The sequence below is a fragment of the Ruegeria sp. ANG-R genome (assembly GCF_000813985.1).
Lineage (GTDB): Bacteria > Pseudomonadota > Alphaproteobacteria > Rhodobacterales > Rhodobacteraceae > Ruegeria.
In genome coordinates this window covers 110,969-128,326 of the sequence record NZ_JWLJ01000011.1, presented here as the reverse complement: position 1 = coordinate 128,326, position 17,358 = coordinate 110,969, and the positions used below count along the sequence as shown (strand labels likewise).

Genomic DNA, 17,358 nt, shown 5'->3' with positions numbered 1-17,358 from the left:
GGACGGAACATGTTCAAGAAACTTGCAATCGGTGCCGCGTTTGCTTTGGCCCTTGCGCCCGCCTCGACCTTTGCGGCAGGTGGCGGTGAGCAGCACATCGAGGATTTCCACTTCTCGTTCGAAGGGCCTTTCGGGACCTGGGATATGAACCAGCTTCAGCGCGGTCTGCAGGTCTATACCGAGGTCTGCGCGGCTTGCCACGGTCTGAAATATGTGCCTCTGCGTGATCTTGAAGCGCTGGGGTATTCGGAAGAGCAGGTCATCACCTACGCGGCCGACAACTTCGAGGTCTTTGACCCGGAAGAGGACGATTTCCGCCCGGCCAAGCCAACGGATCACTTCCCGGCCAACAACGGTGTGGGCGCGCCGGACCTGAGCCTGATGGCGAAGGCGCGTGCGGGCTTCCATGGTCCGTACGGTCTTGGCATCAACCAGCTGTTCAAAGGTATGGGCGGCGCGGAATACATTGCCTCGCTTCTGGATGGTTATACCGGTCATGAAAAGGAAGAGGCGGGTTCCATCCTGTACGAGAACACCGCCTTCCCCGGTGGCTGGATTTCGATGGCACCGCCGCTGTCGGATGATCAGGTTGAATTCGCCGATGGTCACCCTGCAACTGTCGAGGCTATGTCCGAAGACGTTGCAGCCTTCCTGATGTGGACGGCTGAACCGAAGATGATGGAGCGCAAGAGTGCCGGGTTTGTTGGCGTTCTTTTCCTGACCGTCCTGTCGGTGATTCTGTATCTGGTCAACAAGCGCCTTTGGGCACCCGTCAAAGGTAAGCGGCTGGATTAAGTCGGTCGCGATCCACAAATTTACCCCCGCGCCTGACGGTTGCGGGGGTTTTTCGTTACAGCGGCATGTAAGGGGCCAGATGAAGCGGCTGATTAAATCAGGCTTGCAACTGAGTGGCCGACTTCCCGACAATCGTCGCCGAGACGATCTGGCCCTCGGGCTGAGGTGCGGCAAAGGCGACTTCGGTAAACTGCTCGGTCCGGCCCATATGCGGGTTTTCCATCAGTACCGTGTGCTGTTTGCCAATCTGCTCTGACAGGTGTTTTGCGACCTGCGCATCCCCGGAGGCCCGCAGACGGGCGGCGCGATCTTTGATGACGGACCCGTTTATCTGTTGCGGAATACGGGCGGCTGGCGTGCCGTCGCGTTTGGAATACGGAAACACGTGCAGCCATGTCAGGTTGCAGTCTTTTACCAGTTTCAGCGAGTTCTCGAAATGCGCCTCGGTCTCGGTTGGGAAACCGGCGATGATGTCTGCGCCATACGTCATGTCGGGGCGCAGCTTGCGCGCTTCTTCGGTGAAGCGAATGGCGTCATCGCGCAGATGGCGGCGTTTCATCCGCTTGAGGATCAGATCATCGCCGTGTTGCAATGACAGGTGCAGATGAGGCATCAGGCGCGGCTCGGTTGCGATGGCGCGCATCAGGTTCTCATCCACCTCGATCGAGTCGATAGAGCTGATACGCAAACGCGCAAGATCAGGCACCAGCTTGAGGATGCGCATGACCAGATCGCCCAGTTTCGGCTGCGCAGGCAGGTCAGCGCCCCACGATGTGAGGTCCACGCCAGTGAGAACAACCTCGTTATAACCCTTGTCGACCAGCCGTTTGATCTGGTCTACCACCACACCGGCCGGAACGCTGCGTGAGTTGCCGCGGCCGTAAGGAATGATGCAGAAGGTACAGCGATGGTCGCAGCCATTCTGCACCTGTACATAGGCGCGCGATCGTGTGCCAAAACCATCGATCAGATGCCCTGCGGTTTCCGTGACCGACATGATATCGTCCACCTGCACGGCCTCGGTCTGACCGATGAAATCCGCGGCCATCCCCTTCCAGGTTTCGGGCTGCATCTTCTCGGTATTGCCGATCACCGCATCAACCTCATCCATCCGGGCAAAGGTCTCGGGCTCGGTCTGTGCGGCGCAGCCTGTGACGATCAGGCGGGCATCCGGATTCTCCCGCCTCAGCCTGCGGATTTCCTGGCGGGCCTTGCGCACGGCCTCGGCCGTCACTGCGCAGGTGTTCACGATCACGGCATCGCTCAGCCCTGCCTGCTGCGACAACTCTTTCATCGCTTCGGTCTCATAGGCGTTCAGGCGACAGCCCAGAGTGGTGAACTTTGGCGGGTTCATCCCAATGACCTCAGAAACTCCGGGGTCAGCGTGCCGGAAAAGACGTGAGCTGTGGGTCCCGTCATCCAGACTCCATCCTCCCGCCAATCGATCCAGATCGTTCCGCCGTCAAGATCCACTTGCACCTGACGACCCGTAAGGCCACGCCGGGCAGCCGCTACAGCGGTGGCGCAGGACGACGACCCCGAAGCCAGGGTGATGCCGACACCGCGCTCCCAAACGCGCATCCGAATCTGATCCGGCCCCGTGATCTGCGCAACCTGCACATTGGTGCGTTCAGGATAGAGCGGGTGGAGTTCGTAGCGCGCGCCAAATTCCTCCAACGGGATGGCTTCGGCCTTATCGACAAAGAATGTGCAATGCGGATTGCCCATACCGGTTGCTGTCGGGCCGCCCTCGATGGGAAGCTCTAGGGTGTCCACCTCTTCGGCCAGGGGAATTTCATGCCACGTAAGCTGCGGATGGCCCATGTTGACCGATGTCAGCCCATTGCCTGCGTCACGCGCCAACAAAGAGCCACGTTCGGTCGTCAAAGTCAGATCGGATTTGCCCGTCTCCTCCATCAAGAACCGCGCAATGCATCGTGTGGCATTGCCGCAGGCGGCAGAGGTCGATCCGTCGGCATTGTAGAACACCAGATGCGCGTCCGATTCCCCGCTTTCGATCACTGCCAGCTGATCAAATCCCACGCCGAACTGCCGATGCCCGATTCCTCTGGCCAGTGCGGGAGTAATCGGCACAGCCTGCGCACGTGTATCCACAATGACAAAGTCATTGCCCAGCCCGTGCATCTTCATGAAGGGCAAACCGATATCGTTTATGGGTCGCATGGCGGGCATATAACCCCGGTCACAACATGAATCCACCCTGTCGCGCAGATTCCTAAAAAAAGGGGTTGACCCCCCTGCGCCACCTGCCTAATTAGGCCGCCTATCGGGTCGCCGGATATGTCTTGGGCATTGGCGAAACGAGGTGTGAAATAAGGTCTTGAACCCGGTCGGGAAAATACTTTACAGAGCACCACGGATCGCCGAGATCCAACAAAAAGAGTGGGCCGTTAGCTCAGTTGGTAGAGCAACTGACTTTTAATCAGTGGGTCGCAGGTTCGAATCCTGCACGGCTCACCACTTTTTTCAAAGTGACAAATGACACCTGATCGTTCCTTTACGACAGGTTTTTGTCCTCTCGAGGACAGTGCCGACCCGAAAGGACGAAAGCCCGGAACGTGCGAATTGTGCTCATTCCGGGGGGCTAACGAAGCCGTGAGAGCCTGCAAGTATCTCGGGCCGGCCCTATGACGAAAGCTGACCGGCTATCACCGCCGGAGCCGCGCAGAGGCAAAGATGAATTGCGTCAAACGACTTGGCCAAGGCCTCATGGCGAGGGACTTCGGTCGGCAAGTTGCTGAGCTGCAGGTCCCGATCGCGGTTCTCAACCGCTACACAGCTCTTGGCATACCCGTCACAGAGCCCGCAGGATAAGTACCTCCGGGGAAAGGGGAAGCTCGGTCTTCACCCGATTTGCGCAACAGAGCCCCAACCACAGCAAAGCCGAACAACTAATTGCGGATATGTTGGTCGAGCTGCGGCTTTCGCTGCACTGTCACGTATGGCAACGTGATTTCTATGCCGAATCAGAATGTTGACCCTCGAATCCTCGCGTTATGCGAGAAAGTCACCGCGAAGCGTGCGCGAGCACTCATTGACTACCTGTTGGAGTACGGTGAGTGCTCGACTGAAGACCTGAATGAATTGGGATATGACCACCCACCTCGTGTCGCGGGCGACGTAAAGGAAGCGGGAATCCCGATTGTGATGACACGCGACCGCGTTTCGGCGAAGACTGGTCGCAAGATCGGGGTGTATCGTTTTGGCAACCCGAGCGACATTAAAGCGGGCCGAATAGACGGGCGCAAAGCGTTCTCGAAGGCTTTCAAGAACCGACTGGTTGAACACTACAACTCGCGGGAAGCCTTTACGCAAGAAGTGCTCGCGCCGCGCTACCTCCAGATCGACCATCGGGTGCCATATCAAGTGGCTGGTGATGCAGCGTTCGATGAGTCTAACCCCGAGACCTACATGCTCATCGACGCCTCAAGCCAACGAGCCAAGTCTTGGTCCTGCGAGAACTGCCGCAACGCTCAGCAAGACCGGAGTGAGGATGTCTGCAGTGCCTGCTTCTGGGCGTCACCCGAGAGCTACACGCACGTGGCACTTGAGGAGGTTCGCCGTCTTGACCTTGAATGGCGCGCGGATGAGACCTCGGTGTTCGACAAGCTGCGTGATCGCGCCGCGCGGGAAGGCGTGACCGTTCAGGTTCTCGCTAAGCGGTTGCTAGATGGCTAGGCTGGCCTGCGCTACCTTCGGACGGATCACCCCCTCAACCGGTTCGGCTAGACTAGGCGTCACATATAGGCTTTCGACCGTCTCCTCTTTCCGCCCCGACAAGGTGGACTGAGATGAAGTTCCGGCATGGAGCAACAGGCGAGTGAGCCCTAGGTTGTCGGGCAAAGGCGGGCCATATTCGCGTCCGCCGGTCATACCGTCATAGGAAAGCGCAAAGGGGACATTCCTCGCGCGCAGCTCTTGCAGTCCCTCACATAACTCCTCTTGTGTGAGCTGCTGATGGTAGCGCTTGTCTCTCCCCATGGAAGTCCCGAGGTAGGGCGGGTCCATGTAAACAAAGTCAGCCGTACCTGCGTCAGATGCCGTCGTGCGCCAGTCACCTACCCGGAACTCAGTTCTGCCACGCAAAATCCGTGAGACACCCTGCACTGCGTTGCTCAACTTCTCCGGGCGCATCCCGAGGCGGCGCTTGTCCACCGACTGGGTGAACCGTCCCTCGCGGTTAAAGCGAACCGCATTCTTAACGCAACGACATATAAGGTAGAGCAGGTCCACTGGTTGCCGATCGGCATTGTATCGGTCCCGCACCTCGTTGAAATATCCGGTCTCGCCCTCGCGCTGACCATGCCACAGCTCAGCATACCGCGCCGCCGTTACGTCAGGTTCCTCGACGATTGAACGCAGCAGCGCCACCATCGGCTCAAGGCTATCGGCTATCACGAAGCGATCTGCGCGCTGATGATAAGCAGCGTAAATCGTCATCGCAGCGGAACCGCAAAATGGTTCATAGAAGGTTTTGATGCCTTCTGGCAGGTAGTCGTCAATCATCGGCGCGAGCTTGCGCTTACTACCTTGATACGGGATCGGGTGAGGTAGGTTAGCCATGGAAAAGCTTTAGCCCGTCAATCGGTGCATTGCTAGGGTTTGTTGTTTGGAGCTGGTCACCTACTACTGGATGATACACGACACATCAATCACCGTTAGCTACGACCCGGCTGGCCTCCCCGTAATAACCACAACCAGACCCGACCCATTCTTGCCTGTTTATGCCCGCTTAGCGAATGCTGGCTGGCATATGCGGAATAAATGATTGGAGCTGATTGCTCGCCTCCAACGCTGCATATGCAGCCAAACCAGCTGGTGATCTGGCAGACAGGCCATTCGCCAAGCGCCGGACCGTACCGTTGTTGCTCGGGAAGCTATCGGCGGTCGCAGCAAAGTCAGCCAAACAACATTGTTTTGCGTTCCGGGTGGAATTGGCTCAGCGACACAGCGGCAATTATGCGTCTGCCCCGGATGACCTCCCTCCGGAGGACTGTCCCATCGAAATACTCGCTCATCGTATTCCGCATGGCTATCTCGAACCTTGGCGTCATCGCGTGTCCGCCAGATATACTGTTCAATGCCGAGAGCATCTTGCAGCAATTGGTTTACCAAAGCTGCAAATGCACGAAGAAGGCGTTCCTCCATGCTAACTCGTCGAGGGCGGAGACGCTGAGGGTGGGTGTGATATTCCGAGAAAATGCTTGGGAGACGTGCACCCCACTGTCTTAGGGCTTCGTCCTTGGCTTCAGACACATCGAAGAGGTCTGCTTCCGAAACAATCGGCACGCTATCGGGAGACGTAAGCGCATTCAGCAGCATCCTGCTATTTTCAGAGACAACCTCGTCCAAACGATTCACGAAGTCTGACAGCAACGATGAATAGTTTGGGAAAACAGATTTGATCGAGATGGCCGAGCGATACCCAATCACTCGGTTTTCTCGCCGAGTCACCACGTACTGTCCGTTCCCGCCATAGCGAAGAAAACCTCCGAAATCCTGCTGCATGGAACCTCCCACGGTCGTGCTCAGTTGGTTCTAGCAACAGTTGCCTAAGAAGATTTATCCCTAGCATTAGCTGGTTTCGAATAAACGCAACCCAAAAATTTCCGCGTAAGGTCCATTATGTAAACAAAACCCGCAGTCAGCTTGGGCAAAGAATAACACTACGGTTTATAGTATTCAGATTTGAAGTCTCTAAAGGCCTTTTCAAACGAGCCTCGAAGTCGAACTTCTAAATCTGGCTCCATGGGCGAAAGACCAATCTCATACTCCTTGTTGTGCTTTGCAAATAGCTGCGAAACTGATTTAGTTGCGCGGGTTGAAACAAAATAGCGTTCTCCATTTTGGATATCGTGGATCAGACCCAAGAAAGATCTGCCCAAACCAATGCCGACATTGGAATTGATATAGAACTTGCACTCGACTGTCAGAAGCGTCTTGCTAAAACGAGGATGTGCGTTGTTTGCTCGACTTGCATCAGCTTCGCTCTTGAACAACACCGCAACATCGCATTCATGTTGCACTTTGGACCTGCCGGAAACGTATATCCCGATGTGTGCCTCAAGTGGAGGGCATTGGTCGAATTCAATTTCGGCATGACAAAATGGGTGGGCTTTGGAAGCTATACCAGATGGGCTAGATCTGAACCAAAAGCTCGAAGGTGTATTGCCATCGTTGTCTCGGAGCGAGATCGTAGCGCCCTCTCGTTCAACTGCTTCCAATACTAGTGACCAAATGTAGGCCTCGTACAAGTCGTCTCCGGCGGAAGCAGACGATAGGTTTGAACTCGGGACTGCCCAAGCGCATCAACAATTTGAGCCCACAGATCTTGTTCAATCGGCATCGACTTCACTCACAGGGTCAAAGGCTATGCGCCGCTTACTTTTTTCGAGGCCAAGCACAAGCTTTTCTAAGCTTTGTGCCAGTGAATTCAATTTGTTGCGGGAACTCTTAACTTCCTGAAGTGAAATTATTCTTGAAGGCTTGTTTTCAGGAGAATTGGGATCGACAAATTTCACCGTCGTTTCTTCTTCAGAAGTCTTTTTATCTCCGCGCAAGCGGTTAACCGTCGTAATCAACCGTGAGGCCATTTTTGTGGGAGTTATAAATGCCAATGCTAATGCCTCTGCAGTCATATCTAAGGATTCAACGTCGGAGAAAGGTTCGCTTACAACCAATTCGGCACTAGTGGTCTGGCTTCTTTGAACACCGCTAGCAAGTCGGTCACTACCAATATTCTCTTTTACGTTCACTTTTCTTAACCTTGGTCGACCCTCGTCGATTTCAGCCTGAATCAAATTCAGAACTTCAACAATTGCCTCCCATCCCGGTTGACTAGCGCGTGATTTAATCTCTTCAGTCAAGCTGGCTTTCTGTTTTTTTTGCTTCTTCTTCAATGTCTTGCATTATAACTGAGCACTTGTCTTGTTTGGTTTGCCAACTACGAAGCGTTGTGAAACGCTGCTTCTTACTAGCGCCTACAGACGAGCAAGCAGGCGATCACATAAGGAGCTCTTCTACGCATGAGTGTGTTGTTCAGTTTTGAGGCGAAGTAAATATAGCGATTTCAACTCCATATGTAGAACCAGCCGTCACCGAAGACGCTGTTACCTACCAGCAACACAATCGAACCGTCCTCCCGACATGCGCAAGTCCCAAAAGGCTGCGGCCCTCTGAGGTCGATAATGCCAAATCTACGTCTTACGCGCCGCGCTGTTGACGACATCCCATTAGTGGTGGCTTGGGGCCGTGCGTATGCCAGCCGCAGCCTGTACGGCCTTCTCTGGGCATTTAACGCCCGTTGCGCTGGGCAATGTGCTCTACTTGCGCACGTATAACCCTGCAGTCCGCAAAAACACAGTACAATAAGTTCCCGATCAACGACCAATGAACGCATCCAGCATCTTCGATGCCCTTGCAAGTTGCTCCTCATTCATGCGCGCTAGCGACTTCTGGATCTGTGAAAGCAGTTTTCCGCGAGCGCCCTCGACAACAGCAATAGCACCAAACAAAGTTGACGGATCTACTTTGAGTTCAACCGCAATTCTGGATGCCGTATCAAATGATGGTGCAGCCGCCCCACGTTCGATCTTACCAATCGTTTCATAGGTAGCTCCACCACGTTCTGCGAGATGCTCCTGTGTCCAGACAAGCGAACGGCGGTGATGCCGAACGTTTGTCCCAAAAACTTCCCTCAGGTCTGTCGTGCTATCCATGGATAGCATCATTCAGATGAAGAACTTCTCAAATCTAGAAATCATAACCACCTGTTTTGGATATTCAGATCTTTAAGTTCTTATTCTGACAAAAGTGGAACCACAGCCCAAGAGCAGTTGGCATTATTTGGCGCGGCGGTTTGGGTGTGCAAGAAAGGAGTTGCGGCTATATGGTGAAAGGCAAGACATTTAAGGCAAAGATAATTGAAAGCTCACCGGGCATCAGTGCTCTTTCCATCGAACTTGGTGGCAACAATGGGCAGCGATTAGCTTTCCTCACATCTGGAAGCATGGGGCGAGGAAAAAACTACCTCACGCATGAGATTGTAGGCTTTCGAGGCTCTTGGGTCAGAGTCATCACGTTCTCCCGGGAAAATGGCCGTTGGCGCAATAGCCGGTGGTATACTAACGGGTGGTGTTGGCCTTGTCGCAGGGGCGGCGTTGGATGCGAAGAAGAAACACCAAGGCGCATATCTCGCGATGTTTTCCGACGATAAGCACGTTGCCTTCACCGTGACTGACAAAGATATCTTGTTAAAACTAAAGGTGCTGGCAGCGCGGAAGTGATCACTGTTTTAGAACAATTGATTAAGAAGAAGGGTGGTGCCGCTGATAGGACTCGAACCTACGACCCCATCATTACGAATGACGTGCTCTACCAGCTGAGCTACAGCGGCATCCTTCTTTTTTCGCGGCCCTACTATGGCCCTACTAGTTATCACGCGCCTTCTCTAACCTACTGGCCTCGAACGTCAATTGCGGATGGACCCGCTACTTACGAAAGACCTGCTCTACAAACTGACTATTGGGTCGACGCAGTAGACGAATTAACCGCAGGACGCAGGTCGTGCAAGTGCGGATCGCACAATCAGCCTGCTGTTGACCGGTTCGCAATCATCCCGCATCCTGACGCGGACCTGATCCGTCCGTCGGGTTCGGTTGGTTTATCAGGTATTTGGCAAGGTCATTTGAATGTCCGGGATTTCGCAGAAGACTTACGTGCTGGATACACACCGGCTGCGGGACCCGGAGCAGACGCTTGCTATCGTCAAACCGTTTCTCAGACAGATGGGCATTACCCGAATTGCCAACCTGACCGGGCTCGACCGAGTCGGGTTGCCGACGGTCATGGTGACACGGCCCAATTCCCGCTCGGTCGCGGTATCACTGGGCAAAGGGTTATCACTGAGCGCTGCGCAGGCCTCGGGCGTGATGGAGGCGATTGAATCGTGGCACGCAGAACGGGTCGAACTGCCGTTGCGTCTGTCCAGCCATATCGATCTGGCACAGGATCACGTTGTTGACGTGGCCCGACTGCCGCGCGTGACCGGCGGTCGGTTCGATCCGCATCACGCGATGCTGTGGGTGCAGGGGCGCGACCTGGGTTCGGATCAGCCCTGCTGGGTGCCGTATGAGATGGTGGATACCGATTACACCACGTCGCCCGTGGGCGGGCAGCGCGCCTTTCCCAGAACCACCAACGGGTTGGCTTCGGGCAACGATGTAACCGAGGCCAGTTGCCATGCGATCTGCGAGCTGGTCGAGCGCGACGCGACCACGCTGTGGCATCACCGGGCGGTGACGCCACGCGTCGATCCCCACACGGTGGATGATCCGCGCTGCCAACAGGCGATGGATCGGTTTGCGGCGGCGGGGCTGGATCTGGGGATATGGGACACAACCTCGGATGTTGGCATCGCCAGCTTTCGCTGTGCGGTCTGCGAAACTGGTGGCGCAACGGGTCATATCGGCATCGGCGATGGCTGCCACCCGGACCGCGCCATCGCCCTGCTGCGGGCGCTGACCGAAGCGGCACAGACAAGGCTGACCTATATCTCGGGCGCGCGGGACGATCTGGACCCCGAAGAATTCTCGGACACTGCCCGGAACTGGCGCAACGGATATATCCGCGCGTTGATCGATGGCTCGGCCATAACCGGCGATTTCACCGCGTGCCCGACGCATGTGACCGAATCTTTTGCGGAAGATTTGTCCCTGTTGGAGACACGCCTGTCGGCTGTCGGAATAGATCAGGTGATCACGGTTGATCTGTCGCGGCCCGAGATCGACATCGCCGTGGTTCGTGCCGTGATTCCGGGGCTGGAGGCACCTCATGATGACCCTGATTTCATCGCCGGACCTCGGGCTCAGGCGGTGTCATCATGAAAGCGGTCGTCTTTGTCGGGCCCACGTTGCGGGCAGATACGGTTCGGGAACTGCTCGATGCAACCATTCTGCCGCCGGTTCAGCAGGGAGACGTATATCGTGCGGTGCGGGACAAACCGCCCGCGATCGGGATTATCGACGGCTATTTCGACGGGGTGCCCTCGGTTTGGCACAAAGAAATCCTGTGGGCGATCGAGCAAGGTATCCCGGTCTTTGGCAGCGCCAGCATGGGCGCGCTGCGGGCGGCAGAGCTGGCTGACTTCGGGATGATCGGAATCGGGCAGGTATTCGAGGACTATCTAAGCGGCGCGCTTGAGGATGACGATGAGGTGGCGGTCCTGCATGGCCCTGCCGAGCTTGGTTTTCCGCCGTTGAGCGAGCCGATGGTGTCGATCCGCGCCACGATTGCGCAAGCGCGGACTGAGGGGGTTCTGCAATCTGCGGCGGGCTCTGCCCTGCTGCGGACGGCCAAGGAATTGCATTACCGTGATCGGGTGTGGGACAGGATCATGGAGGGTGCTACGCCACCGTCCGGCCTGGAGGGCTTCCAACGCTGGCTGCCGGAAGGGCGGGTCGATACCAAAGGCGATGACGCGCGCACGATGCTGACCGAAATGGCCCGGTGTCTGGACGAAGGCGCGGCAGCGCCCGATCCTCAGCGCGTCGAGCGCACGCTGGCCTGGCGCGAACTCTGCACTCGCGTCGATACCGAAACCACACAGCAGGAAACCGGCGCGCGGGCGTTGGTGGATGAGTTGCGGCTTGACCCCGTGCGTTACGCCGAACTGCGCGACCGCGCCGCGCTGAGCTTGCTTTCACAGGACGCGGCCCGCAGACAGGGCCGGGAACCTGACAAACAGGCGTTGCTGCAACAGATGACCGAGCATAGGCTGGGGGCCCGGCTGCCCCGCCACGCCGATCTTATCCAATGGCTGCAAGAGAACGACCTGACGCTTGCGCAATACGAGACGATGCTGGCTGACAGATCGCGCGTTGATATCGCAATCGAAGGTCTGGCAGATGAGCTGGATGCCGCGCTGCTTACCGAACTTCGGCGCGCGGGTGACTATAGCGCGTTGCGCGAGCGCGCCCGGCGCAAGGCCGAGCAGATGCCGCGACCGAATAGCGCCAATGGCGCGGCGAACCGAACGCAGTCGCTGATATGGTATTTTGAAACGCGTCTTGACCAGGCGGTGCCGGATGATCTTGAATCACACGCAATTGCACTGGGTCTTGAGGGGCGCGATGCCTTTGTCGATCTGATTGAAGCAGAGTTCGTGTTTTGTCAGTTGGACAGAAACCCGGCTGATCAGGGGTCCGACGTGACGGCGGGCATACAACCGGACGGATAACGGGAGGGAACAATGACGATCTGGCCCGACTACTCGGAGAACGAACCCCCGGGCACCCGGTTCCTGCTGTATCCGCAGTCGCCGTATCTTGAGCCGAACTCGAAACCGGAACTGGTTGAGATTTCAGCGCCTCAGGGGACCATCGGCCCGGGCCCCTCGGGGCCGCGCATGTATGCGATGAACCCGGTCGGCAAGACGATACCTTACGGGGCGATGATCGAGGGCGAGGATGGCCCCGAGATGTATCTGCCCGCGTGGGATGGCTATATCGAGCCACCCCCCGAACCGGATGAATTCGGGAACTTCATCCATATCGATCCCGACGACCCGGCCTTCGAGGCCGCCCATCTGTTCGGGGCCGCCCATTTTACCATGGACGTCTGGGAGGGGTATTTCGGCCATCCGATCCCCTGGCATTTCGCGCGCGACTTCGAACGGTTGGAGCTGTCGTTGCTGCCCAGCCTGGATAACGCGCATATCGGCTGGGGGTTTCTGGAAACCGGCGGCACCCGCGAACACGGCGACGAATACCGCCCCTACAGCCTGAACTTTGACGTCGTGGCACATGAGATCGGGCACGCCATCATCTACAGCGTTATCGGCCTGCCTTCAGAAGAGGACGCGACAGGTGAATATTACGGGTTCCATGAATCGGCCGCAGATATGGTCGCGCTGCTGGCCTCGCTGCATTTCGGATCGGTCGTGGACGAGCTGCTGAAAAACACGCGCGGGAACCTGTATACCTACAACCGACTCAGCCGCTTCGCGGAGCTGTCACAGAACGCGCAGATCCGCATCGCCGCCAATGACCGGACGCTGTCCGACTTCGCGCATGGCTGGTCCAGCGAACACGCGCTTTCAGAACCTCTGACCGGCGCAATGTTCGATATTCTGGTCGACATCTATCACGAAAGGCTGGTCGCCCATGACGTGATCGACCCGGAGATGGAGGACCTGTCGGACGAGCTGGAAGGAACGGACGAATATAACGAGATCATGCAGGATCTGTTCGACACGCACTACGCCGCCGATCCCGAAGGCTTTCGCGTCGCCTTGATCGAAGCCCGGGATTTGCTGGGCTCGTATCTTGCCGACGCATGGGAGATGCTGGATGCGGACATGCTGAGTTACTTCGGTGTCGAACGTGCACTGGTCGTGGTTGATCAGGAGATAACCGGCGGTGCGTTCCGTCAGATCATCGAAAGTAATTTCCGGATGCGCGAGATCGGGCTGACACGTCCGGGGCCACGGTTGACCAAGCCGGACGGGTCCAGCCATGCCGCTTCGGTTCGGACGTTGTCGCCAGAAGCAAACGAGCCTTAAAGTCTTTGTTTTTGGCGAAACTTTATGGCATTTTACACGCACGGGGTGATAATTTTGGCAATCGACGCGCAACAATTGCGTAAACTTGGGACAGGCGTGGCCCTGGGCACCGTCGACCCCCGATAGGGAGAAAGTGATATGTCTGAGTCCTTACTCAGTTTTTCCGAGGTATTATTGTTTGGGCGAGAGTTAAGCGATTTAAAACTGAAACAACGTTCTGTCCGTCTTGCAGAAGAGCTTGATAGCCATACCGACCTGAATAACTCATTCCTGAAAATTGACGGTGTCCCCGTTCGAGAAGACGACCGTGTTCTGGTTCAGGTGGGTGATGCGGCGAACGAGTATTCCGGCATCTACAAAGTGGTCAAAGCGACCGGCGGCAAGTTCAAATTCGAAAAGCGCAAGAAGGTCTCGCACGACTCGTTTGTCTATATCCGCCGGGGTCGTCAGTTCAAAAATACCTACTGGCAGCAAACCGCGAACCGGCACAAGGATCAGCTATTCATCGAACAGGATGACCGCAGGAGGGGTCGCGGCGTAAATAATTTTATCGGAGACCAGTTCGGAGGCGATGCACGGCTGGCCCGGATTTACGGCTTCGCCTACGACGGCACCTATTACGAGATGCCCGAACCCACGATCTTTCTGGTCCATGGCCACGGCGAAAGTGCCACAGGCGGCAACCTGCCCTATGGGTTCAAGCTTGATAAAGCCGGAGACGACACCACGCAGCAGACAGCGCGTGCTCCGATGAACCCATCGGTCTCGGGTGTGGCAGCGGCGGATTACCAGATGGCCAGCGACATTCGTGTCTGGAACTACGATCAGGCCGATTACACCATCCGCATGGATATTGCAGCCGGTCAGATCGAAGAAGTGCTGCTGGATGTCTATTTCGAATATGACGCCCCTATGGTCAGTGGCGCTAAAGTATCCGGAGCCAAGGTCAGCGGGGCCAAGGTGTCCGGCGCGAAGGTCAGCGGGGCCAAGGTGTCCGGTGCCAAAGTCAGCGGAGCCAAGGTGTCCGGCGCCAAAGCGCGCGGCGAATGAGCTCAAAAAGTATTGCTGGTCACATGCCTGCAGGTATGTGATCAGCAACATCTCATTAACCGGAATGAGCCCAGATTTCCGGATCTCCGCATTGCAACAAACGTCAGAGCTCTATCTGCACCAGCAATGCGCTTAGCCAAAGCCCCAGCCCAAAAACAGAATGTGTGACGAGATTTCTCAAACGCAGTTTCCAAGATTCAGGTGCTTTTGAAACGGCAACACCCCAACCGAAGAGCGGTTGAAAGATGAGCCATGGTACCAGGACCGTAAGCAAGCCAAAGCTCAGACCCTGCCAAGCTTTCGGCGCGCTGAGTGAGGCTGGGCCAAACAGACAGACAAACCCGATGCCGAAGAGGCCCCCAAGAATGAGATGCGCGCTCCAGCCCAGCGCAGCCTCGGAACTTACCGGTGCAGAATTGCGGATGTCGCTGTGGACAAGACCAGCGTCGGGAATCGATCCAATCCAACGCCCGACGAGGCTATAAAATCCATTTGTCGCCGCCCACCCCTGACGGAAAATTCCGACAAGATCGGTGAAGACAGTCGCGCCAAGTCCAACGACGGCCCCGAAACTCAGTAATTCGACGAAATTCATGTGCTTTCCTTCTTCAAAAGAATCCCGCAAAATTTGTGCAACTTGAAGCAAGGTTTAAGTCAACATGTTCCGTCTCGATATTGCAGAGGTTGCCCGGCGCAGCGGCTTGTCCCCCTCGACTTTGCGCTACTATGAAAAGCGAGGCCTCATTGTTTCGGATGGCAGACACGGGCTACGTCGCCAATATGATGACAGCGTGCTCACTAGGCTTGCACTGGTTGCGTTAGGCCAGCGGGCTGGCTACTCGCTGGAAGAAATTGCGACCCTCTTTCGTCCACAAGGAGGACAGCTGGACGTCAGTCGCGAAGAACTGAGAAGCCAGGCAACCAATTTGCGTGATCAGGCACAAGAATTGCTGGCTACGGCGGACCTGCTGGAACACGTCGCCGCTTGTACGGCCCCCTCGCACTTGGAGTGCCCCCGATTTCAAGAATTGCTGGAGGACGTTCTCGGAACACATCTGCGCTGAGAGCTAAGCCGCTTTTCGCGATCAGAATCCGGCCTTCTTCAAACCTTCCAGGAAGTGTTGAGTATCGTCTGTCAGTAAGTCAGGCTGAACAGTGGCCCAGCGCTTCAGTGAGAAATTCGGGTGCGCCGCCTTGTGCTTGTCGGCAATCTGGCGGGCCATATCTATGTCACCCTTATGTGCATAACTTGCGGCCAGAACGCGTTGCCCCTCGGTCGGGTTGTTCATCTTGTTGACCGTAGTAATGACATCGTCATAGCGTTTGAGATTGTAATATGCTCCGCCCAGGTGCCAGAGATATTGATCCGGGAAATAGGGATTTAACCGCATCGCTTGCTGAAGATGCTTGATCGCGGTCTCATTGTCCCCCGAATGGGCCAGCGCATCAGCGTAGTCCGAGTGCATGTCGGCATCGTTGGGGTTCAGCTGCAAGGCGCGTTTGTAGGATTCGATCGCGGAATCATGTTCCTTGCGATAAAGCTGTACATAGCCCAATTCACCAAATCCGCGCGCATCCGTCGGATCAAGTTCAACCGCGCGCTGCGCCAGCGACAGGGCCTTGTCCAGCGCGCTGCTCGGGTCTTTCGCCCAGGAATAACGCCAGTCGATATTGAGCGTGCGTGAAAGTGCTGCCGCGGCCCGCGCATATCCGCCGTCACGCTCCAGCGCGGATTCATAACAATGCTGCGCCTTACGATTATCGTTGCGGGTGTACTTGAAGATATGATGCTGACCCTGCAGCACCGACCCATAGGCCCGCAGATCTGACGGGATGGCCTGCACCATGCGCTGTTTCTCGTGCGATTCGATCATCACGGCGGTGGCCGCCACGATACACTCCGTCACCTCATCCAGAATGTCGAAAATATCGTCGAGTTTGCGATCAAACCGCTCACCCCAGATTGTGCGTTCGGTGTTGGCGTCGATCAGCTCGGCCGTGATGCGAATGCGGCTGGATGATCGGCGGACACTGCCGCGTGCCACATAGCGGACATTCAGGCGCCGCGCCGCCTCTTGCGGCGACATTGACTGGGTTTTGAAGAAAAACGACGAGTTCCGCGCGATGATGAACAGGTTACGGAACTTGGACAGGTTCATGATGATGTCGTCGGTCAGCCCTTCGGCGACCCAACTGTCATCCTCGTCTCCACCCTGACTGGCAAAGGGTAACACCGCGACAGACGGGATATCGGGTCGTTCCAGCACCTCAAGTTGCATCTCGGGGCGCAGGGTCGCCGCCATCGTGGCACCTTCGACCTCGGTCCGGACGCAGTAGGTCGCCACCGGCGACATGATGTTCTTGAGTTGCTTGGGCCCGAGGAATTCATAGCCATAACGCAGGCGGTTGCGAATCTGCTCGTAAACCGCAGCGCTGACATAAACCCGCTCGGGCTCGGCAATCTCTTGCAGCCGTGCGGCAATGTTGACGTTGTCGCCATGGATGCCGCGTTCATCCATCAGCACCTCACCCATATGGACGCCCGCACGGAACTTGATCTGTTCGTTGTCCAAACGGCTCGTGTTGTGCTGGGCTGCGATCCGGTGCAACTCAATACTGAATTCGACTGCACTGGTGGCTGTTTCGAACAGGGCCAGAATGCCGTCACCGCGCACTTCGATGATCTTGCCCTGGTATTTCGAGCAGATCGTCTCGAGCTGCGCCAGCAACGACTTTAACGCGTTATACGTATCAATCTCGTTCTCGCTCATCAGGCGCGAATACCCGACGACATCGGCAAAAAGCACCGCTCCGAGTTTCTGTATGATTGATGGGTCCGAACCGGTCGTGTTCACTGGCAATACTCGATTGGGTTGTCTCGTCGAATCCGACAGGACTGTTGTAGCAAAATTTGACGCAAAATTCGCAACCTT

General features: G+C 56.4%; 16 protein-coding genes, 2 tRNA genes and 1 pseudogene. 9 read left to right on the top strand and 10 right to left on the bottom strand.

The window, feature by feature from the left end:
* The first annotated feature begins 9 nt into the window (after positions 1–9).
* Positions 10–795 carry a cytochrome c1 gene (locus RA27_RS18940; RefSeq protein WP_039542795.1) on the top strand — a complete coding sequence of 262 codons (786 nt, stop codon included), beginning with the start codon at positions 10–12 and terminating at the stop codon, positions 793–795.
* Positions 796–892: 97 nt separating this feature from the next.
* On the opposite strand, the gene mtaB is transcribed toward RA27_RS18940, so the two are convergent.
* Positions 893–2,149, bottom strand: coding sequence for a tRNA (N(6)-L-threonylcarbamoyladenosine(37)-C(2))-methylthiotransferase MtaB (gene mtaB / locus RA27_RS18935; RefSeq protein ID WP_039542793.1), 1,257 nt, complete (start codon positions 2,147–2,149; stop codon positions 893–895).
* Positions 2,146–2,988 (bottom strand): diaminopimelate epimerase, encoded by an 843-nt coding sequence (gene dapF, locus RA27_RS18930; RefSeq protein ID WP_039542792.1) that lies wholly within the window; start codon positions 2,986–2,988, stop codon positions 2,146–2,148. The genes mtaB and dapF overlap by 4 nt, the downstream gene beginning before the upstream one ends.
* Before the next feature lie 212 nt (positions 2,989–3,200).
* Between dapF and RA27_RS18925 the strand changes: the two genes are divergently transcribed.
* The 3 genes and pseudogenes from RA27_RS18925 (at position 3,201) to RA27_RS18915 (ending at position 4,494) form a co-directional block, all read left to right on the top strand.
* Positions 3,201–3,276 (top strand) — tRNA-Lys (locus tag RA27_RS18925).
* Between the two features lie 126 nt (positions 3,277–3,402).
* Positions 3,403–3,630, top strand: a pseudogene (locus RA27_RS23800) (IS5/IS1182 family transposase); the annotation flags it as partial.
* Positions 3,631–3,774: 144 nt separating this feature from the next.
* Positions 3,775–4,494: a hypothetical protein gene (locus tag RA27_RS18915; RefSeq protein ID WP_039542789.1), complete on the top strand. Its 720-nt coding sequence runs from the start codon at positions 3,775–3,777 to the stop codon at positions 4,492–4,494.
* Here RA27_RS18915 and RA27_RS18910 read toward each other — a convergent pair.
* From RA27_RS18910 to RA27_RS18885, 6 genes are all read right to left on the bottom strand, one after another.
* Entirely contained in the window at positions 4,483–5,379 is an 897-nt protein-coding gene (locus tag RA27_RS18910) for a DNA adenine methylase (RefSeq protein ID WP_052265384.1), read from the bottom strand. The two genes, RA27_RS18915 and RA27_RS18910, sit on opposite strands and share 12 nt — an antisense overlap.
* A gap of 159 nt (positions 5,380–5,538) precedes the next feature.
* Positions 5,539–6,324: a phage minor head protein gene (locus tag RA27_RS23795; RefSeq protein ID WP_082025195.1), complete on the bottom strand. Its 786-nt coding sequence runs from the start codon at positions 6,322–6,324 to the stop codon at positions 5,539–5,541.
* A gap of 158 nt (positions 6,325–6,482) precedes the next feature.
* Positions 6,483–7,070, bottom strand: a complete 588-nt coding sequence (locus RA27_RS24125; protein WP_152610748.1) for a hypothetical protein — start codon at positions 7,068–7,070, stop codon at positions 6,483–6,485.
* 81 nt (positions 7,071–7,151) lie between these two features.
* Positions 7,152–7,715: a hypothetical protein gene (locus RA27_RS18900; protein ID WP_039542782.1), complete on the bottom strand. Its 564-nt coding sequence runs from the start codon at positions 7,713–7,715 to the stop codon at positions 7,152–7,154.
* Between the two features lie 480 nt (positions 7,716–8,195).
* A complete protein-coding gene (locus RA27_RS18895) occupies positions 8,196–8,534 on the bottom strand; it encodes a helix-turn-helix transcriptional regulator (RefSeq protein WP_052265383.1) in 339 nt (112 codons plus the stop codon).
* Positions 8,535–9,135: 601 nt separating this feature from the next.
* Positions 9,136–9,211 (bottom strand) — tRNA-Thr (locus tag RA27_RS18885).
* Positions 9,212–9,506: 295 nt separating this feature from the next.
* On the opposite strand from RA27_RS18885, the gene RA27_RS18880 reads away from it, so the two are divergent.
* The 4 genes from RA27_RS18880 (at position 9,507) to RA27_RS18865 (ending at position 14,425) form a co-directional block, all read left to right on the top strand.
* Positions 9,507–10,700 carry a YcaO-like family protein gene (locus RA27_RS18880; protein ID WP_039542778.1) on the top strand — a complete coding sequence of 398 codons (1,194 nt, stop codon included), beginning with the start codon at positions 9,507–9,509 and terminating at the stop codon, positions 10,698–10,700.
* Positions 10,697–12,052 carry a TfuA-like protein gene (locus RA27_RS18875; RefSeq protein WP_039542775.1) on the top strand — a complete coding sequence of 452 codons (1,356 nt, stop codon included), beginning with the start codon at positions 10,697–10,699 and terminating at the stop codon, positions 12,050–12,052. Before RA27_RS18880 ends, RA27_RS18875 begins: the two co-directional genes overlap by 4 nt.
* Positions 12,053–12,064: 12 nt before the next feature.
* Positions 12,065–13,375, top strand: coding sequence for a hypothetical protein (locus RA27_RS18870; protein ID WP_052265382.1), 1,311 nt, complete (start codon positions 12,065–12,067; stop codon positions 13,373–13,375).
* A gap of 138 nt (positions 13,376–13,513) precedes the next feature.
* Complete coding sequence (locus tag RA27_RS18865; RefSeq protein ID WP_039542772.1) at positions 13,514–14,425, top strand: hypothetical protein; 912 nt, start codon at positions 13,514–13,516, stop codon at positions 14,423–14,425.
* A 103-nt stretch (positions 14,426–14,528) separates the two neighbouring features.
* On the opposite strand, the gene RA27_RS18860 is transcribed toward RA27_RS18865, so the two are convergent.
* Complete coding sequence (locus RA27_RS18860; RefSeq protein ID WP_152610747.1) at positions 14,529–15,071, bottom strand: DUF2938 family protein; 543 nt, start codon at positions 15,069–15,071, stop codon at positions 14,529–14,531.
* A gap of 13 nt (positions 15,072–15,084) precedes the next feature.
* On the opposite strand from RA27_RS18860, the gene RA27_RS18855 reads away from it, so the two are divergent.
* Entirely contained in the window at positions 15,085–15,489 is a 405-nt protein-coding gene (locus RA27_RS18855; protein WP_039542767.1) for a helix-turn-helix domain-containing protein, read from the top strand.
* A 21-nt stretch (positions 15,490–15,510) separates the two neighbouring features.
* Here the strand turns inward: RA27_RS18855 and RA27_RS18850 are convergent, their stop codons facing one another.
* The gene (locus RA27_RS18850; RefSeq protein ID WP_039542764.1) at positions 15,511–17,280 is read right to left on the bottom strand and encodes an adenylate/guanylate cyclase domain-containing protein; all 1,770 of its coding nucleotides are present in this window, start codon (positions 17,278–17,280) and stop codon (positions 15,511–15,513) included.
* Between the last annotated feature and the right edge of the window lie 78 nt (positions 17,281–17,358).

Bases quoted from the DNA above. Each gene is read 5' to 3' on its own strand.
- RA27_RS18940 (WP_039542795.1), top strand. From the start codon at position 10: ATGTTCAAGAAACTTGCAATCGGTGCCGCGTTTGCTTTGGCCCTTGCG.
- mtaB (WP_039542793.1), bottom strand. From the start codon at position 2,149: ATGAACCCGCCAAAGTTCACCACTCTGGGCTGTCGCCTGAACGCCTAT.
- dapF (WP_039542792.1), bottom strand. From the start codon at position 2,988: ATGCCCGCCATGCGACCCATAAACGATATCGGTTTGCCCTTCATGAAG.
- RA27_RS18915 (WP_039542789.1), top strand. From the start codon at position 3,775: ATGCCGAATCAGAATGTTGACCCTCGAATCCTCGCGTTATGCGAGAAA.
- RA27_RS18910 (WP_052265384.1), bottom strand. From the start codon at position 5,379: ATGGCTAACCTACCTCACCCGATCCCGTATCAAGGTAGTAAGCGCAAG.
- RA27_RS23795 (WP_082025195.1), bottom strand. From the start codon at position 6,324: ATGCAGCAGGATTTCGGAGGTTTTCTTCGCTATGGCGGGAACGGACAG.
- RA27_RS18895 (WP_052265383.1), bottom strand. From the start codon at position 8,534: ATGGATAGCACGACAGACCTGAGGGAAGTTTTTGGGACAAACGTTCGG.
- RA27_RS18880 (WP_039542778.1), top strand. From the start codon at position 9,507: ATGTCCGGGATTTCGCAGAAGACTTACGTGCTGGATACACACCGGCTG.
- RA27_RS18875 (WP_039542775.1), top strand. From the start codon at position 10,697: ATGAAAGCGGTCGTCTTTGTCGGGCCCACGTTGCGGGCAGATACGGTT.
- RA27_RS18870 (WP_052265382.1), top strand. From the start codon at position 12,065: ATGACGATCTGGCCCGACTACTCGGAGAACGAACCCCCGGGCACCCGG.
- RA27_RS18865 (WP_039542772.1), top strand. From the start codon at position 13,514: ATGTCTGAGTCCTTACTCAGTTTTTCCGAGGTATTATTGTTTGGGCGA.
- RA27_RS18855 (WP_039542767.1), top strand. From the start codon at position 15,085: ATGTTCCGTCTCGATATTGCAGAGGTTGCCCGGCGCAGCGGCTTGTCC.